The sequence below is a fragment of the Variovorax beijingensis genome (genome assembly GCF_003951285.1).
Lineage (GTDB): Bacteria > Pseudomonadota > Gammaproteobacteria > Burkholderiales > Burkholderiaceae_C > Variovorax > Variovorax beijingensis.
The window spans coordinates 17,254-44,024 of record NZ_RXFQ01000027.1 but is presented as its reverse complement, the minus strand read 5'-3'; the positions used below and the strand labels follow the sequence as shown (position 1 = coordinate 44,024).

The 26,771-nt window shown below is 65.7% G+C and carries 26 protein-coding genes and 1 tRNA gene; 2 read left to right on the top strand and 25 right to left on the bottom strand.

Annotation, left to right across the window (positions count from 1 at the left end; all coding sequences use genetic code 11):
• The first annotated feature begins 196 nt into the window (after nucleotides 1-196).
• A complete protein-coding gene (locus EJO66_RS30075; protein ID WP_124961622.1) occupies nucleotides 197-1,396 on the top strand; it encodes an AGE family epimerase/isomerase in 1,200 nt (399 codons plus the stop codon).
• Between the two features lie 16 nt (nucleotides 1,397-1,412).
• On the opposite strand, the gene EJO66_RS30070 is transcribed toward EJO66_RS30075, so the two are convergent.
• Genes EJO66_RS30070 through EJO66_RS30055 form a run of 4 tightly spaced genes read right to left on the bottom strand, consistent with a single transcriptional unit; the run spans nucleotide 1,413 to nucleotide 6,400 of the window.
• Nucleotides 1,413-2,975, bottom strand: a complete 1,563-nt coding sequence (locus tag EJO66_RS30070; protein WP_124961623.1) for a DHA2 family efflux MFS transporter permease subunit — start codon at nucleotides 2,973-2,975, stop codon at nucleotides 1,413-1,415.
• Nucleotides 2,976-3,005: 30 nt separating this feature from the next.
• Nucleotides 3,006-4,346, bottom strand: coding sequence for an HlyD/EmrA/EmrK family protein (locus tag EJO66_RS30065; protein WP_124961624.1), 1,341 nt, complete (start codon nucleotides 4,344-4,346; stop codon nucleotides 3,006-3,008).
• 43 nt (nucleotides 4,347-4,389) lie between these two features.
• A complete protein-coding gene (locus EJO66_RS30060; protein WP_125966957.1) occupies nucleotides 4,390-5,871 on the bottom strand; it encodes an efflux transporter outer membrane subunit in 1,482 nt (493 codons plus the stop codon).
• On the bottom strand, nucleotides 5,864-6,400 hold the full coding sequence (locus tag EJO66_RS30055) for a MarR family winged helix-turn-helix transcriptional regulator (RefSeq protein ID WP_124961626.1): 537 nt from the start codon (nucleotides 6,398-6,400) through the stop codon (nucleotides 5,864-5,866). Before EJO66_RS30055 ends, EJO66_RS30060 begins: the two co-directional genes overlap by 8 nt.
• Before the next feature lie 77 nt (nucleotides 6,401-6,477).
• Here EJO66_RS30055 and EJO66_RS30050 point away from each other — a divergent pair, with 77 nt between their 5' ends.
• Nucleotides 6,478-8,262: an ABC transporter transmembrane domain-containing protein gene (locus tag EJO66_RS30050; protein ID WP_124961627.1), complete on the top strand. Its 1,785-nt coding sequence runs from the start codon at nucleotides 6,478-6,480 to the stop codon at nucleotides 8,260-8,262.
• Nucleotides 8,263-8,286: 24 nt separating this feature from the next.
• On the opposite strand, the gene EJO66_RS30045 is transcribed toward EJO66_RS30050, so the two are convergent.
• From EJO66_RS30045 to EJO66_RS29945, 21 genes are all read right to left on the bottom strand, one after another.
• Nucleotides 8,287-8,754: a DUF1178 family protein gene (locus EJO66_RS30045; RefSeq protein ID WP_124961628.1), complete on the bottom strand. Its 468-nt coding sequence runs from the start codon at nucleotides 8,752-8,754 to the stop codon at nucleotides 8,287-8,289.
• A 7-nt stretch (nucleotides 8,755-8,761) separates the two neighbouring features.
• Complete coding sequence (locus tag EJO66_RS30040) at nucleotides 8,762-9,367, bottom strand: NUDIX domain-containing protein (RefSeq protein ID WP_420856710.1); 606 nt, start codon at nucleotides 9,365-9,367, stop codon at nucleotides 8,762-8,764.
• A gap of 5 nt (nucleotides 9,368-9,372) precedes the next feature.
• On the bottom strand, nucleotides 9,373-9,681 hold the full coding sequence (locus tag EJO66_RS30035) for a DUF2818 family protein (protein WP_124961630.1): 309 nt from the start codon (nucleotides 9,679-9,681) through the stop codon (nucleotides 9,373-9,375).
• Nucleotides 9,682-9,697: 16 nt separating this feature from the next.
• Nucleotides 9,698-11,185, bottom strand: coding sequence for an NADH-quinone oxidoreductase subunit NuoN (gene nuoN / locus EJO66_RS30030; RefSeq protein WP_124961631.1), 1,488 nt, complete (start codon nucleotides 11,183-11,185; stop codon nucleotides 9,698-9,700).
• A 24-nt stretch (nucleotides 11,186-11,209) separates the two neighbouring features.
• Nucleotides 11,210-12,691 carry an NADH-quinone oxidoreductase subunit M gene (locus EJO66_RS30025; protein WP_124961632.1) on the bottom strand — a complete coding sequence of 494 codons (1,482 nt, stop codon included), beginning with the start codon at nucleotides 12,689-12,691 and terminating at the stop codon, nucleotides 11,210-11,212.
• A 25-nt stretch (nucleotides 12,692-12,716) separates the two neighbouring features.
• Nucleotides 12,717-14,747, bottom strand: a complete 2,031-nt coding sequence (gene nuoL, locus EJO66_RS30020; protein WP_125966955.1) for an NADH-quinone oxidoreductase subunit L — start codon at nucleotides 14,745-14,747, stop codon at nucleotides 12,717-12,719.
• Between the two features lie 7 nt (nucleotides 14,748-14,754).
• Nucleotides 14,755-15,063, bottom strand: a complete 309-nt coding sequence (gene nuoK / locus EJO66_RS30015) for an NADH-quinone oxidoreductase subunit NuoK (protein ID WP_012748597.1) — start codon at nucleotides 15,061-15,063, stop codon at nucleotides 14,755-14,757.
• Nucleotides 15,060-15,722, bottom strand: a complete 663-nt coding sequence (locus EJO66_RS30010; RefSeq protein ID WP_125966954.1) for an NADH-quinone oxidoreductase subunit J — start codon at nucleotides 15,720-15,722, stop codon at nucleotides 15,060-15,062. The genes nuoK and EJO66_RS30010 overlap by 4 nt, the downstream gene beginning before the upstream one ends.
• A gap of 38 nt (nucleotides 15,723-15,760) precedes the next feature.
• Nucleotides 15,761-16,306 (bottom strand): NADH-quinone oxidoreductase subunit NuoI, encoded by a 546-nt coding sequence (gene nuoI, locus EJO66_RS30005; RefSeq protein WP_012748599.1) that lies wholly within the window; start codon nucleotides 16,304-16,306, stop codon nucleotides 15,761-15,763.
• A gap of 17 nt (nucleotides 16,307-16,323) precedes the next feature.
• On the bottom strand, nucleotides 16,324-17,400 hold the full coding sequence (nuoH, locus tag EJO66_RS30000; protein WP_124961635.1) for an NADH-quinone oxidoreductase subunit NuoH: 1,077 nt from the start codon (nucleotides 17,398-17,400) through the stop codon (nucleotides 16,324-16,326).
• Nucleotides 17,397-19,559, bottom strand: coding sequence for an NADH-quinone oxidoreductase subunit NuoG (gene nuoG, locus EJO66_RS29995; RefSeq protein ID WP_125966953.1), 2,163 nt, complete (start codon nucleotides 19,557-19,559; stop codon nucleotides 17,397-17,399). The genes nuoH and nuoG overlap by 4 nt, the downstream gene beginning before the upstream one ends.
• Before the next feature lie 20 nt (nucleotides 19,560-19,579).
• Nucleotides 19,580-20,920 (bottom strand): NADH-quinone oxidoreductase subunit NuoF, encoded by a 1,341-nt coding sequence (gene nuoF, locus EJO66_RS29990; protein ID WP_124961637.1) that lies wholly within the window; start codon nucleotides 20,918-20,920, stop codon nucleotides 19,580-19,582.
• Entirely contained in the window at nucleotides 20,920-21,468 is a 549-nt protein-coding gene (locus EJO66_RS29985) for an NADH-quinone oxidoreductase subunit NuoE family protein (RefSeq protein WP_021008160.1), read from the bottom strand. Before EJO66_RS29985 ends, nuoF begins: the two co-directional genes overlap by 1 nt.
• 10 nt (nucleotides 21,469-21,478) lie before the next feature.
• Nucleotides 21,479-22,732 carry an NADH-quinone oxidoreductase subunit D gene (locus EJO66_RS29980; RefSeq protein ID WP_018905852.1) on the bottom strand — a complete coding sequence of 418 codons (1,254 nt, stop codon included), beginning with the start codon at nucleotides 22,730-22,732 and terminating at the stop codon, nucleotides 21,479-21,481.
• Nucleotide 22,733: 1 nt separating this feature from the next.
• Nucleotides 22,734-23,345: an NADH-quinone oxidoreductase subunit C gene (locus EJO66_RS29975; protein ID WP_124961638.1), complete on the bottom strand. Its 612-nt coding sequence runs from the start codon at nucleotides 23,343-23,345 to the stop codon at nucleotides 22,734-22,736.
• A 13-nt stretch (nucleotides 23,346-23,358) separates the two neighbouring features.
• The gene (locus tag EJO66_RS29970) at nucleotides 23,359-23,838 is read right to left on the bottom strand and encodes a NuoB/complex I 20 kDa subunit family protein (protein WP_012748606.1); all 480 of its coding nucleotides are present in this window, start codon (nucleotides 23,836-23,838) and stop codon (nucleotides 23,359-23,361) included.
• 15 nt (nucleotides 23,839-23,853) lie between these two features.
• Nucleotides 23,854-24,213, bottom strand: coding sequence for an NADH-quinone oxidoreductase subunit A (locus tag EJO66_RS29965; RefSeq protein ID WP_124961639.1), 360 nt, complete (start codon nucleotides 24,211-24,213; stop codon nucleotides 23,854-23,856).
• Nucleotides 24,214-24,281: 68 nt separating this feature from the next.
• Nucleotides 24,282-24,366: transfer RNA gene (locus EJO66_RS29960), tRNA-Leu, on the bottom strand.
• 117 nt (nucleotides 24,367-24,483) lie between these two features.
• Complete coding sequence (gene secG / locus EJO66_RS29955) at nucleotides 24,484-24,897, bottom strand: preprotein translocase subunit SecG (protein WP_124961640.1); 414 nt, start codon at nucleotides 24,895-24,897, stop codon at nucleotides 24,484-24,486.
• Nucleotides 24,898-24,936: 39 nt separating this feature from the next.
• Nucleotides 24,937-25,722, bottom strand: a complete 786-nt coding sequence (gene tpiA, locus EJO66_RS29950; protein WP_124961641.1) for a triose-phosphate isomerase — start codon at nucleotides 25,720-25,722, stop codon at nucleotides 24,937-24,939.
• Entirely contained in the window at nucleotides 25,716-26,714 is a 999-nt protein-coding gene (locus tag EJO66_RS29945) for an NAD(P)H-quinone oxidoreductase (RefSeq protein WP_125966952.1), read from the bottom strand. Before EJO66_RS29945 ends, tpiA begins: the two co-directional genes overlap by 7 nt.
• Between the last annotated feature and the right edge of the window lie 57 nt (nucleotides 26,715-26,771).

Here is a 26,771-nt window from a genome sequence, read left to right as displayed (position 1 = left end):
AGGAAAGATATGTCGGTCATGCGGTCCATCTCATCGCGCCACTGTCGAGCGCGGACCGATTGTTCGTGGCCGCCTCCCGCTTGCATACTGGGGCAAATGCCTATGCTGCAGTGCAACCTGCCTTCGGCGGCTGTCTCCGGCAGCGCACGACTGTCGTCACAATGACAATGACTCATCGGTTCGAACCCCTACTTCCATGCCGAACTTCCGCTCGCCCGAATTCCTGATCGGCCACATCCTGCACACGCTGGCCTTCTATGAGCCGGTCAGCCGCGACCCATCAGGTGGCTTCTTCCACTTCTTCAAGGACGACGGCACGGTGTACGACCGGCGCACGCGCCACCTGGTCAGCAGCACGCGCTTCGTCTTCAACCATGCGATGGCGTATCGGCGCTTCGGGGATCCAAAGCACCTCGACGCTGCGCGCCACGGCCTGGCTTTCGTGCAGCGCGCGCATGCGCAGCCGGGCGGCGGCTACGCATGGCAGATCGACTGGCACGACGGCCGCGCCACCGTGCAGGACGGCACGCAGCATTGCTACGGCCTGGCCTTCGTGCTGCTCGCGCATGCGCACGCGCTCATGGCCGGCATCGAGGAGGCGCGCGCGGGGCTCGAAGACACGTGGCAGTTGATGGAACAGCATTTCTGGGAGCCGCAGCACGCGCTCTATGCCGACGAAGCCACCGCCGATTGGCATGTGGGTGCGTACCGCGGCCAGAACGCCAACATGCACGCCTGCGAGGCGATGCTTGCGGCCTTCGAGGCCACGCGGGATGCGCGCTATCTCGATCGCGCGCTCGCGCTGGCGGAGTCGATCACGGGCCGGCAGGCCGCGCTGGCCGGCGGGCTGGTCTGGGAGCACTACCGCGAAGACTGGTCGGTCGACTGGGACTACAACCGCGGCGACAAGAGCAACATCTTCCGGCCCTGGGGCTTCCAGACCGGCCATCTCACTGAATGGGCCAAGCTGCTGCTGCAGCTGGAGCGTGCGCTCGTTGCCGCGGGCCGCGAAGCGGCTTGGGCCGTGCTGCGCGCCAGGCACTTCTTCGACACCGCGATGCTCCGCGGCTGGAATGCGGCGCATGGCGGCCTCGCCTATGGATTCGGCCCCGACGGCGCGGTGTGCGACGGCGACAAGTACTTCTGGGTGCAGGCCGAGAGCTTTGCCGCCGCGGCCCTGCTGGCCGTGCGCACTGGCGATGCCGGTTACTGGAGCTGGTACGACCGCATCTGGGCCTACAGCTGGGCGCATTTCGTCGACCACCGCCACGGCGCTTGGTACCGCATCCTCGCGCCCGACAACCGCAAGATCAGCGACGAAAAAAGCCCCGCCGGCAAGACCGACTATCACACCATGGGGGCGTGCTACGACGTGCTGCGGATACTCGGCGCCTGAAGAAGAACGCGCGCCCTCAATGCGCGCCGGCTGCGGCGTCGCCGCCCGCACCGCCGCGCTGCGGCCTGGCCAGCCACACCAGCGGAATCAGCAGCAGGAACAGGATCGCCGACGCATAGAAGATGTCGTTGGTGGCCAGCATGAAGGACTGCTGGTCGACGATGCGGTTGATCTGGCCCATCACCTGCTCGGTGCTCAGGCCGCTGCTCGCAAGCCCCGACATCGCGCTGGTCGCCGCGTTGTTGCCCTGGTTCACCGACTCCGCGAGCTGCGAGTGGTGCAGCGCCGCGCGGTTCTCCCACAGCGTGGTGGTGATCGACGTGCCCATGGCGCCCGCGGTGATGCGAAGGAAGTTCGACAGCCCCGACGCGGCCGCGATGCGGTCGGGCGTGAGGCCCGAGAGCGTGATGGTCACCAGCGGAATGAAGAAGAACGCCATCGCGATGCCCTGGATGATCGTCGGGATGATGATCGTCACGAAGTCGGCCTGCGTGTTGAAGTTCGACCGCATCCACAGCACCAGCGCAAACACCAGGAATGAGAAGGTGGCGTAGCGCCTCGGGTCGATCTTGGCCACCGTGAGCCCGACCACCGGCGAGAAGAAGATGGCCAGCAGCCCCACCGGCGCCATGATCATGCCGGCCTGCGTGGCGGTGTAGCCCATCCATTGCTGCAGCCACAGCGGCAAGAGCACCACGTTGCCGAAGAACAGGCCATAGGCCACGGCCGTGGCCACGGCGCCCGACCAGAAGTTGCGGCGCTTGAAGAGCGACAGGTCGACCACCGGGTGCTTGTCGGTCAGCTCCCAGATCAGGAAAAACGCGAAGCCGACCACCGCGATCACCGCCATCGTGACAATCTCGGGCGAGTGGAACCAGTCGAGCTCCTTGCCCTTGTCGAGCATGAGCTGCATCGAGCCGACCCACAGCACCAGCAGCGCGAGGCCGATGGCGTCGATCGGCACCTTGTGCGTGCTGCTCTCGCGCTTGCGGTAGAGCGCCCAGGTGATCGCGGCCGCGACGATGCCGACCGGGATGTTGATGTAGAAGATCCACGGCCACGAGATGTTGTCGGTGATCCAGCCGCCCAAGAGCGGCCCCATCACCGGCGCGACCAGCGTGGTCATCGACCACATCGCCATCGCGAGGCCCGCCTTGGCGCGCGGATAGCTCGACAGCAAGAGCGTCTGCGACAGCGGAATCATCGGCCCCGCGACGAAGCCTTGAAGCGCCCGGAACAGGATCAGCGTGGTCATGTTCGGTGCTAGGCCGCACAGCAGCGAGGCGACCATGAACAGGATCACGCTCGCCATGAACAGGCGCACCTGGCCGAAGCGCTGCGTCATGAAGCCCGTGAGCGGCACCGCGATGGCGTTGGCCACCGCGAAGCTGGTGATGACCCAGGTACCTTGCGTGGTGCTCACGCCAAGGTCGCCGGAGATGGCCGGCAGCGACACGTTCGCGATCGACGAGTCGAGCACGTTCATGAAGGTGGCGGCCGACAGCGCGATCGTGCCCCAGACGCGGGCGGCGCCCTCGAGCGGCGGATGCGCGACGTAGGCGGGAGCAGCAGTGGCCATTGGCTTTGCCTCGGGAACCGTGAATGGCGATCAGCCGGGATGGGACTGCGAAGCGCCGTGGGCCGCGGTTCCGGCCGTTGCCGCAGGCGTGGCGGAGCGGCCCGCCGCCGGCGCTGCGGCGGCCGTCGGCGCGCCACGGCCGAGATTCGCGGCCACGATGCGCTCGACTTCGGCATCGGCGCCGTGGTCGAGCTTGCTGTAGACCTGCGTCTGCGAAATGGCGGTGGCGCGCGGCGCGTCGGCCAGCATCTTGCCGCCCTTCTGCGAGATGTCGATCTCGGCATCCATCGACAGGCCGATGCGCAGCGGGTTGGCCTTGAGCTGCTCGGGGTCGAGCGCGATGCGCACGGGCACGCGCTGCACCACCTTGATCCAGTTGCCGGTGGCGTTCTGCGCGGGCAGCAGCGCAAAGGCGCTGCCGGTGCCCACGCCCAGGCCCGCGACCTTGCCGGTGTATTCCACCTTCTTGCCGTAGACGTCGGCCGTGAGCTTCACGGGCTGGTCGATGCGGATGTTGCGCAGTTGCACTTCCTTGAAATTGGCGTCGACCCACAGCTGGTTCAGCGGCACGATCGACATCATCGGCGTGCCGGCCGCCACGCGCTGGCCGAGCTGCACGGTGCGCTTGGCGACGTAGCCGTCGACCGGCGCGGGCATGGCCACGCGCTGCGTGGCCAGGTAGGCCTCGCGCACCTTGGCGGCGGCGGCCTGCACGCTCGGGTGCTGGGCCACGCTGGTGCCTTCGGTCAGCGACTGGTTGCTGGCCAGCGCTTCGCGCGCGGCCACCACGCCGGCCTGCGCAGCGGCGAGCTGGCTCTTCGCGTTGTCGAGCGCCGTTTCGGCATGGTTGAGTTCTTCCTTCGAGACCGCGCCGTTGCCCGAGAGCGCACGGCGGCGCTGCAAGTCGTCCTGCGCCTTGGCGATGTCGCTCTGCGCCTTGACGATGTCGGCCTGGCGCAGCGTGACCTGCGCGGCCAGCGAACCGTTGTTGGCGTAGAGCGTGCGCACCTGGCGCACGGCCTGGGCGAGCGCGGCCTCGGCCTGCTCGAGCGCCACCTTCGCATCGGCGGGGTCCAGCTGCACCAGCGGCTGGCCGGCCTTCACGAAGTCAGTGTCGTCGGCGTTGATGGCCATGACGGTGCCGCCGATCTGCGGCGTGATCTGGATCACGTTGCCCTGCACGTAGGCGTTGTCGGTGTCCTCGTAGTGGCTGGCCACCAGCCATTCGTAAAGGCCCCAGCCACCGCCGGCGACGATCACCACGGCCGCCAGTGCGGTCAGCGCGCGGCGGCGCTTGCCGTTGCCAGCGGGTGCTTCAGGAGCTGCGGAAGCGTTGGCTGCAGCGGGCGTCGGAGTGTTGTTGTCGCTCATGATGGAGTTCTTTCCGAAGACGAAAAAGTCGATTCAGTTCAGTTCAGTTCAATGCGGCAGATGAGGCGGGCGCCGTGGCGGTGGCGGTTGCCGGCGGCTGCCAGCCGCCGCCGAGCGCGCGCGCCAGGCCCACCTGCGTGTCGAGCGCGCGCGCGGCCAGGTCGACCGCCAGCCGGCGCTGCGCGAGCACCGCGGTTTCGGCGGTCAGCACGTTGAGGTAGTTGCCCAGGCCCGCGCGATAGCGCTGCACGGCGATGTCGTAGGCCCCTTCGGCGGCGGCCTGCGCGGCGCGCTGCTCGGCCTGCTGGCGCGTGATCGACTGGGCGCTGGACACCTGGTCGGCCGCGTCATGCACCGCATCGAGCACCGTGGCGTTGTAGCTCTCGATCGCAGCGTCCAGGTCGGCTGCCTTGCCGCGCAGGTTGGCGCGCAATTGGCCGCCTTCGAAGATCGGCAGGTGGATCGCGGGGCCCACGCCCCACTGCTCGCTGCCCGACTTGAGCAGCTTGCCGAAACCCAGGCTCTGGAAGCCGACGAAGGCCGTGAGGTTCACGTTGGGATAGAACTGGGTCCTGGCGTTGGCCACGTCGCTGGTGGCGGCCTCGACGCGCCAGCGCGCGGCGGCGATGTCGGCGCGGCGGCCCAGCAGGTCGGCCGGAATGCTGGCCTGCAGCGCGATCGGCTTGACGGCCTCCAGCATCGGCGGCTTGAGCGATGTGGACGCATCGGGCCGGCCCACGAGCGCATCGAGCGCGTGCTGCTGCAGCGCGATCTGCTCACCAAGGGCTTCGATCTGCTGGCGCGCTTCGGGCAGGCCGCCTTCGCTCTGGCGCAGTTCGAGGCGGGTATCGAGGCCGGCGGACACGCGGTCGCGCACCAGCTTGAGCGTTTCCTCGCGCTGGGCCAGCGTGCGCCGGGCCACGCCGAGCTGCTCGTTCAGGCGCGCCCACTGGAAGTAGCTGCGCGCCACGTTGCTGGCCAGCAGCACGCGCGCGGCATCGGCATCGGCTGCCGCGGCGTTGGCGCTGCCGATGGCGGCTTCGAGCGCGGTGCGGTTCTTGCCGAAGAAGTCGAGCTCCCAGCTCGCGCCGAGCTGCAGCAGGCCGATGTTCTGCGTGGAGCCGCCGAGCGGCTCGGGGTAGATGTAGTTGCTGTTGAACTTCTGGCGGTTCAGGTCGAGTTCGCCATTGACCTTGGGCTTCAGTGCCGCCCCGGCGATGTCCGCGGAAGCCTGCGCGCGCGCGAGCCGTGCACGCGCCACCTGCAGGTTCGGATTGCCGGCCACGGCCTGGTCGATCAGCGCGTTGAGCTGCGCATCGCCAAAGGCCAGCCACCATTGGCGCTCGACGCCCGGCACGGCGGCGGCGCTGCGGTCCGCGGCAATGCCGAGCGACGCGGCGTCGCGCAGCCGGGCCTCCGAGCCGATGCCGGCCATGTCGGCACAGCCGGCCAGCGCGGCCACAAGCAGCACGGCGGCAACGACGGGGGTGCGGCGCACGGCGCGCGCGGCAAGTGATTCAGTCATTTTTATCTCCACGGGCCGCCAGGGCCTGGGCGTTGTCGAGAATGCGGCGCAGGTAGCCCTTGAGCTGCTCCCACTCTTCCCTGGTGAAGCCCGCCAGGTGCTCGTTCTGCACGCGGCTCAGCACGTACGGCACTTCCTGCGCGGCGGCGCGGCCTTCCTCGGTGAGCTCGATGTTGACGACGCGGCGGTCTTCCAGCGAGCGCACGCGGCGGCACAGGCCCTTGGCCTCGAGGCGGTCGAGCAGGCGCGTCATGGCACCGGCGTCGAGCTCGCAGGCCCGGGCGAGTTCGGCCACCGTGGTGGCTGCGCCGACATGCAGCTTGTACAGCGGCAACCATTGCGGAAAGGTGGGACTGCCGGGCTCGCACATACGGGTTTCTACCGCCTGGGCCACCGCGCTCAGGATGCGGCGCATCAAATACCCGATGCTTTCCTCGGCCTTGTAGGTCTCGGCACGGTAGAAATCGACCGGCCGGCGCTCGGTGTCGCCGGAGGCTGGCGGGACTTGCGGATTGTCTGCATCGCTCATGGGTCGAAATATTAATTGTCTGGGCAATTATTGTCAAGGCCACCTTTGCGAAGGCAAGGGTCGGTAGAATCCGAGCCATGGCTTCTTCCCCTCTGTCTTCACCGGCCAAGGGCTCGCCCCGATCGCTGTCGGGCCTGAGCCCTTTTCTTCGGCCCTACCGCGTCCAGATCGTGCTGGCAGGCATCTTCCTGGTGATGGCCGCCGTCACCACGCTGGTGTTCCCGCTGGCGCTGCGCAGCCTGATCGACGGCGGACTGGTGAGCACCGACAAGGGCGCGCAGACCATGGCGCTGCGCGAGCACTTCGGCGCCCTCTTCGCGGTGGCCGTGGCGCTCGGCCTCTTTTCGGCGGCGCGCTTCTATACGGTGAGCTGGCTCGGCGAACGCGTCACGGCCGACCTGCGCAACGCCGTCTACGGCCACGTGCTGCGCCAGAGCCCGGCATTCTTTGAAACCACGCAGACCGGCGAAGTGCTGTCGCGCCTCACGGCCGACACCACGCTGGTCCAGACCGTGGTCGGCTCGTCGCTGAGCATGGGCTTGCGCAATGCGGTCATGGGCGTGGGCGCGCTGGCGGTGCTGATCTGGACCAACCCTTATGTGATGGTCCAGGTGCTGGGCATCCTGGTGCTGGTGGTGCTGCCGAGCATGTGGTTCGGCCGGCGCGTGCGCAAGCTCTCGCGCGCGAGCCAGGACCGCGTAGCCGATTCGAGTGCCATCGCGGCCGAGGTGCTCAACGCGATTCCGGTGGTACAGAGCTACACGGCCGAATTGCGCGAGGCCGGCCGCTTCAATGCCTCGACCGAAAACGCCTTTCGAACCGCCGTGCGCCGCACCAGGGCGCGTTCGGTGCTGGTGGCCTTCATCATCATCGCCACCTCGGCGGCGCTGCTCTGGGGCCTGTACCAGGGCACCCAGGCGGTGCTGCGCGGCGACATCACGGCCGGCCACCTGGGCCAGACGGTGGTGTACGTGGCCATTCTTGCCAGTGCGACCGCCGTGCTCGGCGAGGTCTATGGCGACCTGCTGCGCGCTGCCGGCGCAACCGAGCGCCTGATGGAACTGCTGCATGCCCCGGCGGCGATCGTTTCACCGCCGAATCCGGCGGCTGCGCCCGTCCCCGTGGCGGGCAGCGCCGTCAAGCTCGAGGCGGTGACTTTCCACTACCCCTCGCGGCCCGGCACGCCGGCGCTCAAGGACTTCAGCCTCGACATCGCGCCCGGCGAAACGGTGGCCCTGGTGGGGTCGAGCGGCGCCGGCAAGAGCACGGTGTTCCAGCTGCTGCTGCGCTACTACGATCCGCAGTCCGGCCGCCTGCTGCTCGACGGCGCGCCGCTGGCCTCGCTCGCGCTGTCCGAGCTGCGCACCCGCATCGGCCTGGTGCCGCAGGATGCCGTGATCTTCTCGGCCAGCGCTTTCGAGAACATCCGCTACGGCCGCCCCGACGCCGCGGCCGACGAAGTGCATGCCGCCGCGCGCGCGGCCTTTGCGCACGACTTTCTGCAGGCGCTGCCCGAGGGCTACGACACCTTCCTGGGCGAGCGCGGGGTGCGCCTGTCGGGCGGACAGCGCCAGCGCATCGCGATTGCGCGCGCCATTCTCAAGAACCCGCCGCTGCTGCTGCTCGACGAAGCCACCAGCGCGCTCGATGCGGAGAGCGAGCGCATGGTGCAGGCGGCGCTCGAATCGGCCATGGAAGGCCGGACCACGCTCGTGATTGCGCACCGCCTGGCCACCGTGCAGAAGGCCGACCGCATCATCGTGCTGGACCACGGCGGCATCGTCGAACAGGGAACGCACGCCGCGCTGGTGGCGCAAGGCGGGGTCTATGCCCGCCTGGCCGCCCTCCAGTTCACGGCTTGATGAACCGGCGGCGGCAGGCTGCCGCTACTGCAGCGTTTCCTTGAGCGCCGCGGGAATGGGCAGGGCCATCACCGGGATGCCCTCTTCGAGCAGCGCCTCGGTCTGCTCGCGGGTCGCCTGGCCGCGGATCCCGCGCTCTTCGGCTTCGCCGTAGTGCATCCTGCGCGCCTCGTCGGCAAAACGGTCGCCCACGTCCTCGGTCTTTGCGAGAACCTCGCGCACGGCGCGCATCCAGCGGGCCTGCGGAGACTGTTCGGCCGGTACCTGGGCCTTGGCGAGCGCCGGAGATGCCGAAGCAGCAGCGGCCTCTGCCGGCGCCTTCGCGTTGCCCAGGTTCAGGCGCGGCGCGCTCAGCAGCTTGACGATGCGCGTGTCGGCGCACACCGGGCATTCCACCAGTCCGGCGGCAAGCTGGGTTTCGAAAGCTTCATTGGACGCAAACCAGCCTTCGAAGCCGTGGCCATGCGAGCAGCGCAGATCGAGAACCTTCATGCGCGGATTATCCCGCGCCGCCCTGCGAAGCGGTGGCTTGCCAATCGAGTGACCATGCGCCCGAAAGAACGTTCTGCAGCCACAGCGTGCAGGTCAGCGACTTGGCATCGGTGAGCGTGCCGTCATGGCACCAGAGCGCAACTTCGGCCGGCGTGGCCGTGAACACGTCGAGAAACTCGCCGTGGTCGAGCTGCCGCTTGCCGAGCGACAGGCCGCGCGCAAAGTAGATGTGGATGATCTCGGTGGAATACGCCACGGCCAGGTGCATGGCGCCGGCGTAGGCCCATTCGCTCGCGGTGTAGCCCGTTTCCTCGAGCAGCTCGCGCTGGCCACACACCAGCGGGTCTTCCCCCGCATCGAGCTTGCCGGCCGGAAACTCGACCATCACATGCCCGACCGGATAGCGGTACTGGCGCTCCAGCACCACGCGGCCGTCGTCGAGCAGCGGAATCACCACCACCGCGCCCGGGTGGATCACGTACTCGCGCGTGGCGCTGTGGCCATCGGGCAGGCGCACGGTGTCGCGGCAGACCTGGAGGAAATTGCCCTTGACCAGGACCTGGCTGGCCGTGCGTTCTTCCTTCAGGTGCGAATCGGCGATGGGAGAGGTCATGTCGGTCATCCGTGCCTGTGCTTCATGAGGTAGCGCCAGGTGAACCCTGGAAAGGCCAGCACGATGAAAAGCGCGCCGGTCACCGCATAGAACTCCCAGCCCTGCGGGGCAATCTGCCCTGCCCGGCTTTCGAACAGCAAGCCCACGCCGCCCGCGGCGAAATACAGCACCACCAGTTCGGCGAGCCGCACCGCCAGCGGCTTGGGCCGCGTGGCCAGGGGCACGACGCCGAATAGCCGGTCGTTGAAGAACGGCAGGTTGGCCGCCGCCAGCGCCACCAGCAGAACGACCCAGACCGATGCGGTTTGCGACACCGTGGGCAGGCCGGGGTCAGTTCGCCAGCGTGGCCACGATGGCCTTGGCGCACAGCGTCATGAGGCCGCCGGGAACGATGCCCAGCACGAGGATCAGCAGGCCGTTGATGGACAGCACGGTGCGCACGTCGCGCGGCGCCGACACGGTGCTGGCCGTGACCGGAGCGTCGAAGTACATGACCTTGACCACGCGCAGGTAGTAGAAGGCGCCGATCAGCGACATGACCACCGCGAACACCGCCAGGCCGATGTAGAGCGCCTGGCCCGAGGCGATCAACGCCTGCAGCACCGCCAGCTTGGCATAGAACCCGACCAGCGGCGGCAGGCCCGCGAGCGAGAACATCGCGATGGCCATCACGCCGGCGTACAGCGGGCTGCGCTGGTTCAGGCCGGCCAGGTCGGTGATCTCTTCGCTTTCGAAACCCTCGCGCGCCAGCAGCAGGATGATGCCGAAGCTCGCCAGCGTGGTCAGCACGTAGGTCACGATGTAGAACATCGAAGCGCTGTAGGCGAACTGTGCGTTGTAGGTGTTGCCGTTGACCACGCCCGCCACCAGGCCGAGCAGCATGAAGCCCATCTGCGCAATGGTCGAGTAGGCCAGCATGCGCTTGAGGTTGGTCTGCGCGATGGCGGCCAGGTTGCCCACCAGCAGCGATGCGATGGCCAGCAGCGCCAGCATCTGCTGCCAGTCGATGGCCAGCGGCAGCAGCCCTTCCACCAGCAGGCGGATGATGATGGCAAAGGCGGCCAGCTCGGGCGCCGCGCCGATCAGCAGCGTGACTGCCGTCGGAGCGCCCTGATACACGTCGGGCACCCACATGTGGAAAGGCGCCGCCCCCACCTTGAAGGCCAGGCCCGCCACGACGAACACGAGGCCGAACACCAGCACCTGGTGGTTCACCTTGCCGCTGGCAATGATCTTGAACACTTCGTTGACGTCGAGCGAACCGGTCGCGCCGTACAGCATCGACAGGCCATAGAGCAGGAAGCCGCTGGCCATGGCGCCGAGCACGAAGTACTTCATGGCCGCCTCGCTGGCCACCGCATTGTCGCGGCGCAGCGCCACCAGGGCGTAGCTCGACAGCGTGAGCAATTCGAGGCCCAGGTAGATCAGGAGGAAGTTGCTGCCCGAGATCATCACGAACATGCCCAGCAGCGCGAACATGCCGATGGTGAACATCTCTCCGCCGCGCAGCATGTCGCGGTCCGCCGCATAGGGCCGTCCGTAGACCAGCGTGACCATCAGGGCCACCGTGGCAAAGCACTTGAGCCAGTTGCCCATGGGATCGCTCACGACCATGCCGCCGAAGCCGTAGACCGTCTTGCCCTCGTTGGCGGCAAGGCCGGTCAGCACCGCCACCACGGCCAGCGTGAGCAGCGTCAGGATGTAGGTGCGCGTGCGCTGCGCACTGGTGCTCGACAGGTCGACCAGCGCAATGATGCAGGCCATGACCAGCAGCACGATTTCGGGGTAGATCGCGACCCAGCTGAGTTTGTCAATCATCTCGTTCTCTTCTTCAGCGTGGCATCAGGGCAAGGGCAGCTTCGAGATCGCCACGTGGCGAAGAAGCTCGGTCACGGAAGCGTCCATCACATCGGTGAACGGCTTCGGATGGATGCCCATCCACAGCACGGCGATGGCCAGCAGCGACAGCATCAGGAATTCGCGGGCATTGATGTCGGTGAGTTCCTTGACGTGGTCGTTGCCGACCGGGCCGAGGTACACGCGCTTGTACATCCACAGGGTGTAGGCCGCGCCGAAGATCAGCGCCGTGGCTGCACCCGCGCCGAGCCAGAAGTTGGCCTTCACGGCGCCCAGGATGACCATCCACTCGCCCACGAAACCGGCGGTGCCCGGCAGGCCGCAATTGGCCATGGCGAACAGCAGCGCGAACGCGGCGAACTTGGGCATGGTGTTGACCACGCCGCCGTAGTCGGCGATCTGGCGCGAATGCACGCGGTCGTAGAGCACGCCGATGCCAAGGAACATGGCGCCCGACACGAAGCCGTGGGCAATCATCTGCACGATGCCGCCGGACACGCCCAGATCGTTGAAGATGAAGAAGCCGAGCGTCACGAAGCCCATGTGGGCAACCGACGAGTAAGCCACGAGCTTCTTCATGTCTTCCTGCACCAGCGCCACCAGGCCGACGTAGATCACCGCGATCAGCGACAGCGCGATCATGAGCCAGGCCCATTCGTGCGAGGCGTCGGGCGCGATCGGCATCGAGAAGCGCAGGAAGCCGTAGGCGCCGAGCTTCAGCATGATCGCGGCCAGCACGGCCGAACCGCCGGTCGGTGCCTCGACGTGCACGTCCGGCAGCCAGGTGTGGACCGGCCACATCGGCACCTTGACGGCAAAGGCGGCAAAGAATGCGAAGAACAGGAAGGTCTGCGCCGTCGAGCCCAGCGGCAGCTTGTGCCAGCTCAGGATGTCGAAGCTGCCGCCCGACTTGTTGTACAGGTAGATCAGCGCCACCAGCATCAAGAGCGAGCCGAGCAGGGTGTAGATGAAGAACTTGAAGGCTGCGTAGATCTTGTTCGGGCCGCCCCAGATGCCGATGATGAGATACATCGGGATCAGCGTGGCTTCGAAGAACACATAGAACAGGATGCCGTCGAGCGCGGCGAACACGCCGATCATGAAGCCCGAGAGAATCAGGAACGCGCCCATGTACTGGTTCACGCGCTCGGTGATCACTTCCCAGGCCGAGATCACGACCACCACGGTGATGAACGAAGTCAGCAGCACCAGCCAGAGCGACAGGCCGTCGACGCCCAGGTGATAGTTGACATTGAAGCGCGCGATCCAGCTGCCCTTCTCGACGAACTGCATCGCGGCGGTGCCGTTCTCGAAACCCGTGTAAAGCGGCACGGTCACCAGGAAGCTCACGATCGCGCCGACCAGCGCGACCCAGCGCACGCCCCTGGCATGCTCGTCACGGCCGAACGCCAGCAACGCGACACCGAATGCGATCGGCACCCAGATGGCAAGGCTCAACAAACCCATTTTTGTTTTTCTCCAGCGCTAAAGCTCAGCGTTTGAACCAGACGAAGTACGTCATCAGGATGAAGATGCCGAGCAGCATCGCGAAGGCGTAGTGATAGATGTAGCCCGACTGCAGCCAGCGCACCGCGCCAGAGATGCGGCCCACGATCTTCCACGAGCCGTTGACCACCGCACCGTCGATCAGCGCCTGGTCGCCGCCCTTCCACAGCCCGGTGCCGAAGGCACGCGCACCGCGGGCGAGGATGTTCTCGTTGATCCAGTCGAGGTAGTACTTGTTGTCGAGCAGGCGATAGACCGGCCCGAAGGCGCGCTTGATCGCGGCCGGCAGCGCCGGGTTGACCATGTACATGTAGAACGAGAGCACCACGCCTGCCAGGGCCAGCCAGAACGGCGCCGTCTGCAGGCCATGGATTGCCATGGCCAGCGGGCCGTGGAAGGCTTCTCCGAGCTCCTTCATGGCATGGTGCTTGTTTGCGTCGACCACGATGGCGCCCTTGAAGAACTCGCCGAAGAGCATCGGCTCGATCGTCATGAAGCCGATCACCACGGACGGGATCGCCAGCAGCACCAGCGGCAGCCACACCACCCAGGGCGATTCGTGCGGCTTGTGGCCGTGGCCGTGATCGTCGTCGTGCTCCGCATGTTCGTCGTGGTGGTGCGCGTCGGGGTTCTGGTCGTAGCGCTCCTTGCCGTGGAACACCAGGAAGTACATGCGGAAAGAATAGAACGCTGTCACGAACACGCCGGCCAGCACCGCGTAGTACGCGAACTGCGCGCCCCACAGGTGGCTTTCGTGCACCGCTTCGATGATGCTGTCCTTCGAGTAGAAGCCGGCGAAGAACGGCGTACCGATCAGCGCGAGCGAACCCAGCAGCGAAGTGATCCAGGTGATCGGCATGTACTTGCGCACGCCACCCATCCAGCGGATGTCCTGGTTGTGGTGCATGCCGATGATCACCGAGCCTGCGCCGAGGAACAGCAGCGCCTTGAAGAAGGCATGCGTCATCAGGTGGAACACCGCGACCGAGTAGGCCGAGGCGCCGAGCGCCACCGTCATGTAGCCCAGCTGCGAGAGCGTCGAGTACGCCACCACGCGTTTGATGTCGTTCTGGATGATGCCGAGGAAACCCATGAACAGCGCCGTGATGGCACCGATCACCAGGATGAAGCTCAGGGCCGTGTCGCTCAGCTCGAACAGCGGCGACATGCGCGCCACCATGAAGATGCCGGCCGTGACCATGGTCGCGGCGTGGATCAGCGCGGAGATGGGCGTCGGGCCTTCCATCGAGTCGGGCAGCCACACGTGCAGCGGGAACTGCGCGCTCTTGCCCATCGCGCCGATGAACAGGCAGATGCAGATCACGGTCACCAGCATCCACTCGGTGCCGGGGAAGGTGATGCCGGCCAGCGTGTTGGCCTTGGCAAAGGCTTCGCCGTAGTTCAGCGTGCCGGCGTAGGCGGCAATCAGGCCGATGCCGAGGATGAAGCCGAAGTCGCCCACGCGGTTGACCAGGAAGGCCTTCATGTTCGCGAAGATCGCGGTCGGCTTGTTGAACCAGAAGCCGATCAGCAGGTACGACACCAGGCCCACCGCCTCCCAGCCGAAGAACAGCTGGAGCATGTTGTTGCTCATGACGAGCATCAGCATCGAGAAGGTGAAGAGCGAGATGTACGCGAAGAAGCGGTTGTAGCCCTCGTCCTCTTCCATGTAGCCGATGGTGTAGACGTGCACCATCAGCGAGACGAAGGTCACCACGCACATCATCATGGCCGTGAGGCCGTCGACCAGGAAGCCGATTTCCATCTTGAGGCCGCCCACCACCATCCATTCATAGATGGTGGCGTTGAAGCGCGCGCCGTCGGCCACCACGCTCTTGAGCGTCATGGCCGAGATGATGAAGGCGACGAGCACGCCGAGAATGGTCAGCGAATGCGTGACCTTGCGGCCGATGTGATTGCCGCCAAACTTGGTGCCGAACAGGCCGGCGACGACGGCGCCGACCAGGGGTGCCAGCGGAACGGCCAGCAGGGTGGATGCGGAAAGGGTTGCGCTCATGTTGCTTTCAACCCTTGAGCGAGTTGAGTTCGTCCACGTTGATGTTCGACTTGTTGCGGAACAGCAGGACCAGCAGCGCAAGGCCGATGGCCGACTCGGCCGCGGCCACCGTCAGGATGAAGAACACGAAGATCTGGCCGTGCATGTCGCCCAGGTAGTACGAGAACGCCACGAAGTTCATGTTCACCGCGAGCAGCATCAGCTCGATGGCCATCAGCAGCACGATGAGGTTCTTGCGGTTCAGGAAGATGCCGATCACCGACAGCGCAAAGAGCATGGCGCCGAGCGATAGAAAGTGTCCGAGCGTGAGCGTCATGCCTTGTTTTCCTTTGCCGCTGCTGCTGCGTCTGCGGGTGCTTCCACCACGGGCTCGGCGGCGCGCGTGACCGGCATCTGCACGATGCGCACGCGGTCCCGCGCCTTCACGCGCACCTGGTCGGACGGGTTGACGTACTTGCTGTCCTTGCGGGTGCGCAGCGTCAGCGCAATGGCCGCCACGATCGCCACGAGCAGGATGACCGCCGCGATCTCGAGCGGATACAGGTACTCTGAGTACAGCAGCTTGCCGAGCTCGAGCGTGTTCGAACTGTTGGCCGCCATGGCGGCTCCGGCGCGCGACGGCTCCGCCAGGCGGAAGCCGCCCATCAGCACGGCGGCCATTTCGAGCGCAATGAGCGCGCCCACGCCGGCTGCCAGCGGGAAGTGCTTCCAGAAGCCCTGCCGCAGGCCGTCGACGTTGATGTCCAGCATCATCACGACGAACAGGAACAGCACCATCACGGCCCCCACGTAGACGAGCACCAGCGAGATCGCCAGGAACTCGGCGCGCAACAGGAGCCAGATCGCCGAAGCCTGGAAGAAGGCCAGCACCAGGTACAGCGCGGCATACACGGGATTGCGGGCGGTGATGACGCGGAAGGCTGCGAACAGCAGCACCGCGGCAAACAGATAGAACAGACCGGTCTTGACGTCCATTGGAATTCGAATTGGTACGGGGTTCGGGCTGAGCGGAATCAGCGGTACTTGGCGTCGGCCGCCTTGTTCGCTGCAATTTCTTTTTCGTAGCGGTCGCCCACGGCCAGCAGCATGTCCTTGGTGAAGTACAGGTCGCCGCGCTTTTCGCCGTGGTATTCGAAGATGTGGGTTTCCACGATCGAATCGACCGGGCAGCTCTCTTCGCAGAAGCCGCAGAAGATGCACTTGGTCAGGTCGATGTCGTAGCGCGTGGTGCGGCGCGAGCCGTCGTCGCGCACATCCGACTCGATGGTGATGGCCAGCGCCGGGCACACGGCTTCGCAGAGCTTGCAGGCAATGCATCGCTCTTCGCCGTTCTCATAGCGGCGCAGCGCGTGCAGGCCGCGAAAGCGCGGCGACAGCGGCGTCTTCTCTTCGGGAAACTGCACCGTGATCTTGCGGGCGAAAGCGTACTTGCCGGTGATGGCCAGGCCCTTGAACAGCTCGAACAGCATGAAGCTGCCCAGGAAGTCCTTGAGCGAGAACGGCGCGGATGCGAGCTTGGAAGGGCGCGCGAGCGCGCCGGCGGTATGCGCAGCAGTCATGATGTTGGCGCTTCCAGTTATTTCCAGATGTTGAACGGGGTCTGCATCCAGGCACCGACCACGACCAGCCACACGAGCGTGACCGGAATGAAGATCTTCCAGCCGAGCCGCATGATCTGGTCATAGCGGAAGCGCGGGAAGGTGGATCGGACCCACAGGAACATGGTGACCACGCAGAAGGTCTTGGCACCGAGCCAGATCCAGCCCGGGATGAAGCTCAGGAACTCGAACGGCGGCAGCCATCCGCCGAGGAACAGCACGGCGCACAGGATCGAGACCAGCCACATGTTGGCGTACTCGGCCAGGAAGAACATCGCGAAGCTCATGCCCGAGTACTCGATCATGTGGCCCGCAACGATCTCGGACTCGCCCTCGACCACGTCGAAGGGGTGGCGGTTGGTTTCGGCCAGGCCCGAGATGAAGTAGACGACGAAGATCGGCAGCAGCGACAGCCAGTTCCACGACAGGAACCCGACGCCCATGTCGGCGAAGATGCCCTTGCCCTGCCCCGTCACGATGTCGGTCATGTTCAGGCTGGCCGAGACCATCAGCACCACGACGAAGCAGAAGCCCATCGCGATCTCGTAGCTCACCATCTGTGCCGAGGCGCGCAGCGCGCCCAGGAAGGCGTACTTCGAATTGGAAGCCCAGCCCGCGATGATCACGCCGTAGACCTCGAGCGAGGTGATGGCCATCACGAACAGCAGGCCGGCGTTGATGTTGGCCAGCGCCACGTCGGGGCCGAAGGGAATCACGGCCCATGCGACGAGCGCCGGCATGATGGTCATGATGGGGCCCAGCAGGAACAGGCCCTTGTTGGCGACCGTCGGAAGAATGATTTCCTTGGTCATCAGCTTGAGCGCGTCGGCGATGGGTTGCAGCAGGCCCAGCGGGCCGATGCGGTTCGGGCCGATGCGGATCTGCGTGAAGCCGATGGCCTTGCGCTCCCACAGCGTGAGATAGGCCACGGCCCCCATCAGCGGAAGCACGACCACGATGATCTTGATCAGCGTCCAGATCACCGGCCAGGCGATGGCCGTCCACCAGCCCGCGTGGACCAGTCCCTGGCCAAACGAATGCACTGCGTCGATCATGCCAATGCCTCCTCGGCACGGGCCGAAGCGGCCGATGCGTTGCGTGCATCAGCGGTGAGTTGCAGCGATGGTGCGCGGCGCACGATCGAGTCGAGTTGATAGATGCTCGCGACCACGGGTGCGGCCACGGCGCCATTGGAAGCAGCGGCCTTGGCGGCGGTGGCGTTGTTCAGCGCATTGGCCGGCACGCTGCCGTTGTCGCCGATGGTGCGCAGCACGTCAGCCGTGGATTCGAATGCGAAGCCCGGCAGGCCGAGCAGGTTGGCCAGCACGCGCAGCACCTTCCAGGCTGGACGCGTTTCGCCTTGCGGCTTCACGACGGCATGGAAACCCTGCACGCGGCCTTCGGCATTGACGAAGGTGCCAGGCGTTTCGGTGAACGGCGCGATGGGCAGCAGCACGTCGCTGAATTCGAGGTTGGCCTTGAAGGGGCTCAGCGTGACGACCATCTGTGCATTGCCGATGACGCCGGCGGCCGCGGCGCCCGCGGCCGAGTCGAACACCGGTTCGGTATTGAGCAGCAGCACGGCCTTGAGGCCCGAGCCCGCGGCCAGCATGCGGCCGGCATCGAGGCCGCCGTTCTTCGGGAACGCGCCGACGAGCTGCGCGCCCACGGTGTTGGCGGCTTCGGTCAGGTAGCCGACGGTGGCGCCAGTCTGCGCGCCGATCCAGTTGGCCAGGGCCAGCAGGCTGCTGGCTTGCGCGTGGTGGGCGGCGGCATTGCCGAGCAGGATGGCCTTGCGCTCGCCGCTCAGCAGCGAGGCTGCGATGGCTTGTGCGGCGGCGTCGGGTTCGTTCTTCGGTGCGAACGGTGCGGTCGCGCCGTTGGTCTTGCCGATGGCGGCAGCGACGGCAGCGAGTGCCTCGACCCATTGGTCGGCTTCGACGATGGTCGATTGCGCCACGCTGATGGCCCAGGCGTCGCGGTCGGCCATCAGGCCGGCCGAGGTGATCACCGACAGCGCGGCGCCCTTGCGCACGGCCTGGCGGATGCGCTGCGCGAAGAGCGGATGGTCCTTGCGCAGGTTCGAACCGACGACCAGCGCGCGCTGCAATTGCGTGAGCGATGCGATCGAGGTGCCGAGCCAGCGCACGCCCTCGAACGCCGCGAATTCGGCGTTGCGCAGGCGGTAGTCGATGTTGTCGCTGCCGAGTTCACGCGTGAGCATGGCGGCCAGCTGCAGCTCTTCGAGCGTGCTGTGCGGGCTTACGAGCGTGCCAATGCTTTGCGCGCCGTGGTCGGCCTTGATCTGCTTCAGGCCGTTGGCCACGTATTCGAGCGCGGTCTGCCAGTCGACCTGCTGCCACTGGCCGCCCTGCTTGAGCATGGGCTGCGTGAGGCGCTCGGGGCCGTTGAGGGCTTCGTACGAGAAGCGGTCGCGGTCGGCAATCCAGCACTCGTTGACTTCTTCGTTCTCGAGCGGCACCACGCGCATCACGCGGTTGTTCTTGACCTGGACGATCAGGTTGGAACCGGTGGAATCGTGCGGGCTCACCGACTTGCGGCGCGACAGCTCCCAGGTCCGGGCGCTGTAGCGGAACGGCTTGCTCGTGAGCGCGCCAACCGGGCAGATGTCGATCATGTTGCCCGACAGTTCGGAGTCGACCGAATCGCCGAGGAAGGTTTCGATTTCGGAGTGCTCGCCGCGCTGGGTCATGCCGAGCTCCATTACGCCGGCCACTTCCTGGCCGAAGCGGACGCAGCGCGTGCAATGGATGCAGCGGCTCATTTCTTCCATGCTGATCAGCGGGCCGACGTCCTTGTGGAAGACGACGCGCTTTTCTTCTTCGTAGCGCGAAGAAGAACCGCCGTAGCCCACGGCCAGATCCTGCAGCTGGCACTCGCCGCCCTGATCGCAGATCGGGCAATCGAGCGGGTGGTTGATCAGGAGGAACTCCATGACCGACTGCTGCGCCTTGATGGCCTTTTCGCTCTTGGTGCGAACGATCATGCCCTGCGTGACGGGCGTGGCGCAGGCCGGCATCGGCTTGGGCGCCTTCTCCACGTCGACCAGGCACATGCGGCAGTTGGCCGCGATGCTGAGCTTCTTGTGATAGCAGAAGTGCGGGATGTAGGTGCCCGCCTTGTCGGCCGCATGCATCACCATGCTGCCTTCGGTCACTTCGACCTTCTTGCCGTCGAGTTCGATTTCGATCATGAGTATGTTTCTTCTCGCGCTCAGGCTTGGACCGGTGCCTTCGGGACGTAGCCCGGGATCAGGGCCTCGAACTCGTGACGGAAGTGCTTGATCATGGCGCGCACCGGCATGGCCGCCGCGTCGCCGAGCGCGCAGATGGTGCGGCCCTGGATGTTGTCTGCCACGGAGTTCAGCAGGTCCATGTCCGACGCCCTGCCCTGCCCGTTGTGGATGCGGTCCACCACGCGGTACAGCCAGCCCGTGCCTTCGCGGCACGGCGTGCACTGGCCGCAGGACTCGTGCATGTAGAAATACGAGAGGCGCCGCAGCGACTCGACCATCGAGCGGCTGTCGTCCATCACGATCACCGCGCCCGAGCCCAGCATGGAGCCGGCCTTGGCGATGGAGTCGTAATCCATCGTGCATTCCATCATGATCGAAGCGGGCAGCACGGGCGACGACGATCCGCCGGGAATCACGGCCTTGAGCGTACGGCCCTTGCGAACGCCGCCGCACAGTTCGAGCAGCTTGGAGAACGGCGTGCCCATGGGCACTTCGTAGTTGCCCGGCAGCTCGACGTCGCCGCTCACCGAATAGATCTTGGTGCCGCCGTTGTTCGGCTTGCCGCATTCGAGGTAGGCCGGACCGCCGTTGTTGATGATCCAGGGCACCGCCGCGAAGGTCTCGGTGTTGTTGATGGTGGTGGGCTTGCCGTAGAGGCCGAAGCTCGCCGGGAACGGCGGCTTGAAGCGCGGCTGGCCCTTCTTGCCTTCGAGCGATTCGAGCAGCGCGGTTTCCTCGCCGCAGATATAGGCGCCGAAGCCGTGGGCGGCGTGCAACTGGAAGTTGTACGTGCTGCCCATGATCTTGTCGCCGAGATAGCCGGCGGCGCGCGCTTCTTCGAGGGCTTCCTCGAAGCGGTCGTAGCTCTGGAAGATCTCGCCGTGGATGTAGTTGTAGCCCACGCTGATGCCCATCGCATACGCGGCGATGGCCATGCCTTCGATCACGATGTGCGGATTGAACTGCAGGATGTCGCGGTCCTTGCACGTGCCCGGCTCGCCTTCGTCCGAATTGCAGACGAGGTACTTCTGGCCCGGGAACTGACGGGGCATGAAGCTCCACTTCAGGCCGGTGGGAAAGCCCGCGCCGCCGCGGCCGCGCAGGCCCGAAGCCTTGACTTCGGCGATCACCTGGTCGGGTGTGAGGCCCTCGGTGAGGATCTTGCGCAGCGCCTTGTAGCCGCCGCGCGCCTCGTAGTCGGCCAGGCGCCAGTTGGTGCCGTTCAGGCCGGCATAGATCTGCGGCTCGATGTGGCGGCCATGGAAACAGGTCTGGACGCCCGTGGCCTGGAATTGCTGGAGCACTTGTTCGGGGGACATCAGGCAGCCTCCCCTTTGGCGGAGCCGCGCAGGCCGTCGATGAGCTGGTCGAGCTTCTCGTTGCTCATGAAGCTGCACATGGTGCGGTCGTTGACCAGCATCACGGGCGAATCGGCGCAGGCGCCCAGGCATTCGCTCTGCTGCAGCGTGAACATGCCGTCGGCCGTGGTCTCGCCCATCTTGATGCCGAGCTTCTTTTCGAGGTGGACCAGCGCGGTGACGCCGTCGCGCAGCTGGCACGGCAGGTTGGTGCACACGTTGAGCTTGAACTTGCCCACCGGGTGCTGGTTGTACATGTTGTAGAAGGTCGTGACCTCATGCACGGCGATCGGCGCCATGCCAAGGTACTCGGCGATCTCGCGCTCGCGCTGCATGCTGATGAAGCCTTCGTCCTGCTGGACGATGGCCAGGCAGGCCATCACGGCCGACTGCTTGCCCGCTTCGGGGTACTTCGCGACTTCGCGCGCAAAGCGCTCGAGAATCGCAGGCTTCAGAGGAGCAGAAGGCGCCGAGGGCGCCGTGTCATGGTGGGTCGAGGAAGTCGTCATTCGCTCTTTCTCACCTGTCGATTTCGCCGAACACGATGTCCATCGTGCCGATCACCGCGACAGCGTCGGCGATCATGTGGCCGCGCGACATTTCGTCGAGGGCAGCGAGGTGCGGGAAACCGGGCGCGCGGATCTTCAGGCGGTACGGCTTGTTGGCGCCGTCGCTCACCAGGTAGATGCCGAACTCGCCCTTCGGATGCTCGACGGCGGCATAGGCCTCGCCTTCGGGCACGTGGAAGCCTTCGGTGAAGAGCTTGAAATGGTGGATCAGCTCCTCCATGTTCGCCTTCATCGATTCGCGCGCGGGCGCGGCGACCTTGTGGTTGTCGGTGATCACCGGACCGGGGTTGGCGCGCAGCCAGGCCGAGCACTGCTGGATGATCCTGTTGGCCTGGCGCATTTCTTCCACGCGCACCAGATAGCGGTCGTAGCAGTCGCCCGTCTTGCCGACCGGCACGTCGAACTGCATCTGGTCGTAGACGTCGTAGGGCTGCTTCTTGCGCAGGTCCCATTCGACGCCCGAGCCGCGCAGCATGGGGCCGGTGAAGCCGAGGTTCAGCGCGCGCTCCGGCGTCACGACGCCGATGCCCACGGTGCGCTGCTTCCAGATGCGGTTGTCGGTGAGCAACGTTTCGTACTCGTCGACCATCCCGGGGAAGCGCTTGCAGAAGTCGTCGATGAAGTCGAGCAGCGAGCCCTGGCGGTTCTCGTTGAGCTTCTCGATCGCCTTCGCGTTCTTGATCTTGCTGACCTTGTACTGCGGCATCGCATCGGGCAGGTCGCGGTAGACGCCGCCCGGGCGAAAGTACGCCGCATGCATGCGCGCGCCCGACACGGCTTCGTACATGTCGAACAGGTCTTCACGCTCGCGGAAGCAGTAGATGAGCATGTTCATCGCACCGCAATCCAGGCCGTGCGCGCCGAGCCACAGCAGGTGGTTCAGCAGCCGAGTGATCTCGGCGAACATCACGCGGATGTACTGCGCGCGGATCGGCACGTCCAGGCCCATCATCCGCTCGATGGCAAGGCAGTAGGCGTGCTCGTTGCTCATCATCGACACGTAGTCGAGACGGTCCATGTACGGCAGCGACTGGATGAAGGTGCGCGATTCGGCGAGCTTCTCGGTCGCGCGGTGCAGCAGGCCGATGTGCGGATCGGCGCGCTGGATCACTTCGCCGTCGAGCTCGAGCACCAGGCGCAGCACGCCGTGCGCTGCCGGGTGCTGGGGACCGAAGTTGAGTGTGTAGTTCTTGATTTCGGCCATATCAATGCAAACCGCTGCCGTAGTTGTCTTCGCGGATCACGCGCGGCGTGATTTCGCGGGGCTCGATCGATACCGGCTGGTAAACGACGCGCTTCTGCTCTTCGTCGTAGCGCATTTCGACGTACCCCGACACCGGGAAGTCCTTGCGGAACGGGTGTCCGATGAAACCGTAGTCGGTCAGGATGCGGCGCAGGTCGTCGTGCCCCTCGAACACGATGCCGTAGAGATCGAAGGCTTCGCGCTCGAACCAGGTCGCGGCATTCCATACGGGCTGGAGCGAATCGACCACAGGCAGGTCTTCGTTCGGCGCAAACACCTTGAGGCGCACGCGCTGGTTGAGGCTCACCGACAGCAGGTGCGTGACGACGCCATAGCGCTCGCCCTGCCACTCGCCTTCGCGGTAGTCGGAGTAGTCCATGCCACAGAGGTCGATCAGCTGCTCGAAGCGGCAGCCGGGCGCATCGCGCAGCAGCATGGCCGCCTCGATGTAGTCGGCGGCAGCAACCACCACGGTCACCTCGCCCAGCGCGAGCGTCACGCTCTTGGCGCGGGCGCCGAGCGTCTCGGCAATGGTGGCGCGCAGCACCTCCGGCGAAATTGCAAAATCGGTCATCGTCGGCAATCCCTCAGGCGCGCGCAATGGTGTTGGTGCGGCGAATCTTCTGCTGCAGCTGGATCACGCCGTAAAGCAGCGCTTCGGCGGTGGGCGGGCAACCCGGCACATAGACATCCACCGGCACGATGCGGTCGCAACCACGCACCACCGAGTAGCTGTAGTGGTAGTAGCCGCCGCCGTTGGCGCACGAGCCCATGGAAAGAACCCAGCGCGGCTCCGGCATCTGGTCGTAGACCTTGCGCAGCGCCGGCGCCATCTTGTTGCACAGCGTGCCGGCCACGATCATCAGATCGGACTGGCGCGGGCTGGGCCGGAACAGCATGCCGAAACGGTCGATGTCGTAGCGGGCCGCGCCTGCGTGCATCATTTCGACGGCACAGCAGGCCAGACCGAAAGTCATCGGCCAAAGTGATCCGGTCTTCGCCCAGTTCACCACCGAGTCATAGGTGGTGGTGACGAAGCCTTCCTTCATGACGCCTTCAATGGCCATTTTGTCGATTCCTTGTCATTCCCAGTCGAGCGCGCCTTTTTTCCACTCGTAGACAAAGCCCACGACGAGGATGGCGAGAAAGATCATCATGGCCCAGAAGCCGACGGCGCCGATTTCCTTGAGCGCTATCGCCCATGGAAAGAGAAAGGCAATCTCGAGATCGAACAGGATGAAGAGAATGGCGACGAGGTAGTAGCGCACGTCGAATTTCATGCGCGCATCCTCGAAGGCCTCGAAGCCACACTCGTAGGGAGCGTTCTTCGCTGCGTCGGGCCGGTTGGGCCCCAGGATGTAGCCGATGACTTGCGGCGCGACGCCTACACCGACACCGACCAAAATGAACAAGAGGACGGGGAGATAGGAATCGAGGCTCATCGGGAGATTTTTCACCGCTTGCCACCGGCAGAAAAACACTCTGGATGAGGTTTTCTGCCGGCGAGATTTGGTGCGGTCGGCGAGACTCGAACTCGCACAGCTTTCGCCACTACCCCCTCAAGATAGCGTGTCTACCAATTTCACCACGACCGCGGTTTTTTGTTCGGATGGCATGAGGTACCTGGAAAGGTGTTTGGCTTTCCGAACAGCTTTAGAGTTTACCCTGAAATGAAGCAGTTTCTCACTGACAGCTTCATGAAAACAACTTGATTATTTGTTCGGGATCTGGCCCGCGCCCGAAACGGGTGCGGCAGGCGCCGAAGCGGGTGCACCGGCAGGCGCTGCGCCCGACGTACCGCCCGGAATCTGCCCCGCCGCGCCGGAAGCGGGCGTTGCCGGCGTACCGATGGCTGCGCGCTCCAGCAGGCTGCCGCCGCCCGCAGGCCGCGCGTGGCTGAAGTAGGCCAGCAGCAAGGTGCATGCGAAGAAGACCGCCGCCAGCACAGCTGTGGTGCGCGAAAGGAAATTGGCACTGCCGCTCGCGCCGAACAGGCTGCCCGCGCTGCCGCTGCCGAAGGCCGCGCCCATGTCGGCGCCCTTGCCGTGCTGGATCAGGATCAGCCCGATCATTGCAAGGGCCGACAGCATCTGCACGCCGACCAGTAGATTGAGGACCACATTCATTCGTTCTTACTCCTAATTGATGTCGGCCACCGCCCGCGTTCAGCGGGAAGCGGCGGAAATGATCTGCAAAAAGTCGGGGGCCTTGAGCGACGCGCCGCCGATCAGGCCGCCGTCGATGTCGGGCTGCGCCAAGAGCTGCGCGGCATTGGCCGCGTTCATGCTGCCGCCGTAGAGAATGCAGATGCCGGCGGCGTGTTCGCTCGCGGCATGGTGCAGTTGCGCGCGCAGCACGGCATGCACCGCCTGCGCCTGTTCCGGCGTGGCCGTCTTGCCGGTGCCGATGGCCCAGACCGGCTCGTAGGCCACCACGATCTCGCTGATGCAATGGCCATTGACGTGGATCACCGCAGCCAGCTGGCGCTTGACGATTTCTTCGGTGCGCCCTGCTTCGCGCTCGGCCAGCGTTTCGCCCACGCAGACGATCGGCGTGATGCCGCTCGCCAGCGCAGCCGCCGTCTTGGCCGCCACGGCCTCATCGGTTTCGCCATGGTATTGGCGGCGCTCCGAATGGCCGACGATGGCATAGCGCACGCCGAAATCCTTCAGCATGGCCGCCGATTGCTCGCCCGTGAATGCACCCTGCGGATGCGCCGAGATGTCCTGTGCGCCCAGCGCCATGGCCGTGGAGCCGGCCAGCAGCGATTGCAGTTGCGCGAAATACGGGGCCGGCGCGCAAAGCGCGATGTCGCAGCTGGCCGGCGCCGCAGCCAGGCCCTGCTGCAGGGCCTTCACCAGCGCCTCGTTGGCAGCCAGACTGCCGTTCATCTTCCAGTTGCCCGCGATCAGCTTCTTTTTCGTGGTCATCGTGTTGTTGTCAGTCACCATGTCAGCACGATCTTGCCGATGTGCTGGTTGGATTCCATCAGCGCATGCGCCTGTGCCGCGCCGCTGGGTTCGCCGTCCGCCGCGAAGGTGCTGTGGATCACCGGCTTGACCGCGCCGCTTTCCAGCAGCGGCCAGACCTTTTCGCGCAGCGCCTTGGCGATGGCCCCCTTGAACGCCACCGGCCGCGGACGCAGCGTGGAGCCGGTGATCACCAGCCGCTTGCGCAGCACCAGGCCCGCATTGAAGTCGCTCTTGACGCCGCCCTGCACCGCGATGATCACGAGCCGGCCGTCCTCGGCCATGCATTCGATCTCGCGCGCCACGTAGTCGCCCGCGACCATGTCCAGGACCACGTCCACGCCCTTGCCGCCGGTGAGCTTCTTCGCCTCTTCGGCGAAGTCGCTCGTGCGGTAGTTGATGGCGTGGTCGGCACCCAGCTTCCTGCAGGCCTCGCACTTGTCGTCGCTGCCGGCCGTGGCGACCACCGTGGCGCCCAGCGCCTTGGCAATCTGGATGGCCGTCACGCCGATGCCGCTCGTTCCGCCCTGGATCAGCAGGGTCTCGCCCTTTTGCAGGCGGCCCCGGTCGAACACGTTGCTCCAGACGGTGAAGAAGGTCTCGGGGAGCGAAGCGGCCTCGATGTCGCTCCAGCCCTTGGGCACCGGCAGGCATTGCGCCACGGGCGCCACGCACAGCTGGGCATAGCCGCCGCCCGAGATCAGCGCGCAGACGCGGTCACCGATCTTGAAACCCGCCTCGGCCAGGGCCGCGGCATCGCCCGACACGATCTCGCCGGCCACCTCGAGACCCGGCAGGTCGGAGGCGCCCGGCGGAACCGGATAGTGCCCCTTGCGCTGCAGCACGTCCGGACGGTTCACACCGCTGGCCGCGACGCGGATCAGCAGTTCGCCCACGCCGGCCACCGGATCGGGGCGCTCCACGGCGCGCAGCACCTCGGGGGCGCCGTACGAAGTGATTTCAATGGCTTTCATGGTCTTTGGCCTGCAACGCCCGTTTCCGGACGTGGTTAGCGAATACTGGAAAGTTGG

What these genes read in the sequence shown, in the direction of transcription:
- secG (WP_124961640.1), bottom strand. Translation starts at nt 24,897, where the DNA reads ATGAATGTGGTCCTCAATCTACTGGTCGGCGTGCAGATGCTGTCGGCC.
- nuoN (WP_124961631.1), bottom strand. Translation starts at nt 11,185, where the DNA reads ATGATTGACAAACTCAGCTGGGTCGCGATCTACCCCGAAATCGTGCTG.
- EJO66_RS30045 (WP_124961628.1), bottom strand. Translation starts at nt 8,754, where the DNA reads ATGAAGGTTCTCGATCTGCGCTGCTCGCATGGCCACGGCTTCGAAGGC.
- nuoL (WP_125966955.1), bottom strand. Translation starts at nt 14,747, where the DNA reads ATGAGCGCAACCCTTTCCGCATCCACCCTGCTGGCCGTTCCGCTGGCA.
- tpiA (WP_124961641.1), bottom strand. Translation starts at nt 25,722, where the DNA reads ATGGTGACTGACAACAACACGATGACCACGAAAAAGAAGCTGATCGCG.
- nuoG (WP_125966953.1), bottom strand. Translation starts at nt 19,559, where the DNA reads ATGATCGAAATCGAACTCGACGGCAAGAAGGTCGAAGTGACCGAAGGC.
- EJO66_RS29970 (WP_012748606.1), bottom strand. Translation starts at nt 23,838, where the DNA reads ATGGCCATTGAAGGCGTCATGAAGGAAGGCTTCGTCACCACCACCTAT.
- EJO66_RS30040 (WP_420856710.1), bottom strand. Translation starts at nt 9,367, where the DNA reads ATGACCTCTCCCATCGCCGATTCGCACCTGAAGGAAGAACGCACGGCC.
- EJO66_RS30060 (WP_125966957.1), bottom strand. Translation starts at nt 5,871, where the DNA reads ATGACTGAATCACTTGCCGCGCGCGCCGTGCGCCGCACCCCCGTCGTT.
- nuoI (WP_012748599.1), bottom strand. Translation starts at nt 16,306, where the DNA reads ATGACTGCTGCGCATACCGCCGGCGCGCTCGCGCGCCCTTCCAAGCTC.
- EJO66_RS30025 (WP_124961632.1), bottom strand. Translation starts at nt 12,691, where the DNA reads ATGGGTTTGTTGAGCCTTGCCATCTGGGTGCCGATCGCATTCGGTGTC.
- EJO66_RS30065 (WP_124961624.1), bottom strand. Translation starts at nt 4,346, where the DNA reads ATGAGCGACAACAACACTCCGACGCCCGCTGCAGCCAACGCTTCCGCA.
- nuoF (WP_124961637.1), bottom strand. Translation starts at nt 20,920, where the DNA reads ATGTCCCCCGAACAAGTGCTCCAGCAATTCCAGGCCACGGGCGTCCAG.
- EJO66_RS29965 (WP_124961639.1), bottom strand. Translation starts at nt 24,213, where the DNA reads ATGAGCCTCGATTCCTATCTCCCCGTCCTCTTGTTCATTTTGGTCGGT.
- EJO66_RS30055 (WP_124961626.1), bottom strand. Translation starts at nt 6,400, where the DNA reads ATGAGCGATGCAGACAATCCGCAAGTCCCGCCAGCCTCCGGCGACACC.
- EJO66_RS30075 (WP_124961622.1), top strand. Translation starts at nt 197, where the DNA reads ATGCCGAACTTCCGCTCGCCCGAATTCCTGATCGGCCACATCCTGCAC.
- EJO66_RS29985 (WP_021008160.1), bottom strand. Translation starts at nt 21,468, where the DNA reads ATGACGACTTCCTCGACCCACCATGACACGGCGCCCTCGGCGCCTTCT.
- nuoK (WP_012748597.1), bottom strand. Translation starts at nt 15,063, where the DNA reads ATGACGCTCACGCTCGGACACTTTCTATCGCTCGGCGCCATGCTCTTT.
- EJO66_RS29945 (WP_125966952.1), bottom strand. Translation starts at nt 26,714, where the DNA reads ATGAAAGCCATTGAAATCACTTCGTACGGCGCCCCCGAGGTGCTGCGC.
- EJO66_RS29975 (WP_124961638.1), bottom strand. Translation starts at nt 23,345, where the DNA reads ATGACCGATTTTGCAATTTCGCCGGAGGTGCTGCGCGCCACCATTGCC.
- EJO66_RS30010 (WP_125966954.1), bottom strand. Translation starts at nt 15,722, where the DNA reads ATGGACGTCAAGACCGGTCTGTTCTATCTGTTTGCCGCGGTGCTGCTG.
- EJO66_RS30050 (WP_124961627.1), top strand. Translation starts at nt 6,478, where the DNA reads ATGGCTTCTTCCCCTCTGTCTTCACCGGCCAAGGGCTCGCCCCGATCG.
- EJO66_RS30070 (WP_124961623.1), bottom strand. Translation starts at nt 2,975, where the DNA reads ATGGCCACTGCTGCTCCCGCCTACGTCGCGCATCCGCCGCTCGAGGGC.
- nuoH (WP_124961635.1), bottom strand. Translation starts at nt 17,400, where the DNA reads ATGATCGACGCAGTGCATTCGTTTGGCCAGGGACTGGTCCACGCGGGC.
- EJO66_RS29980 (WP_018905852.1), bottom strand. Translation starts at nt 22,732, where the DNA reads ATGGCCGAAATCAAGAACTACACACTCAACTTCGGTCCCCAGCACCCG.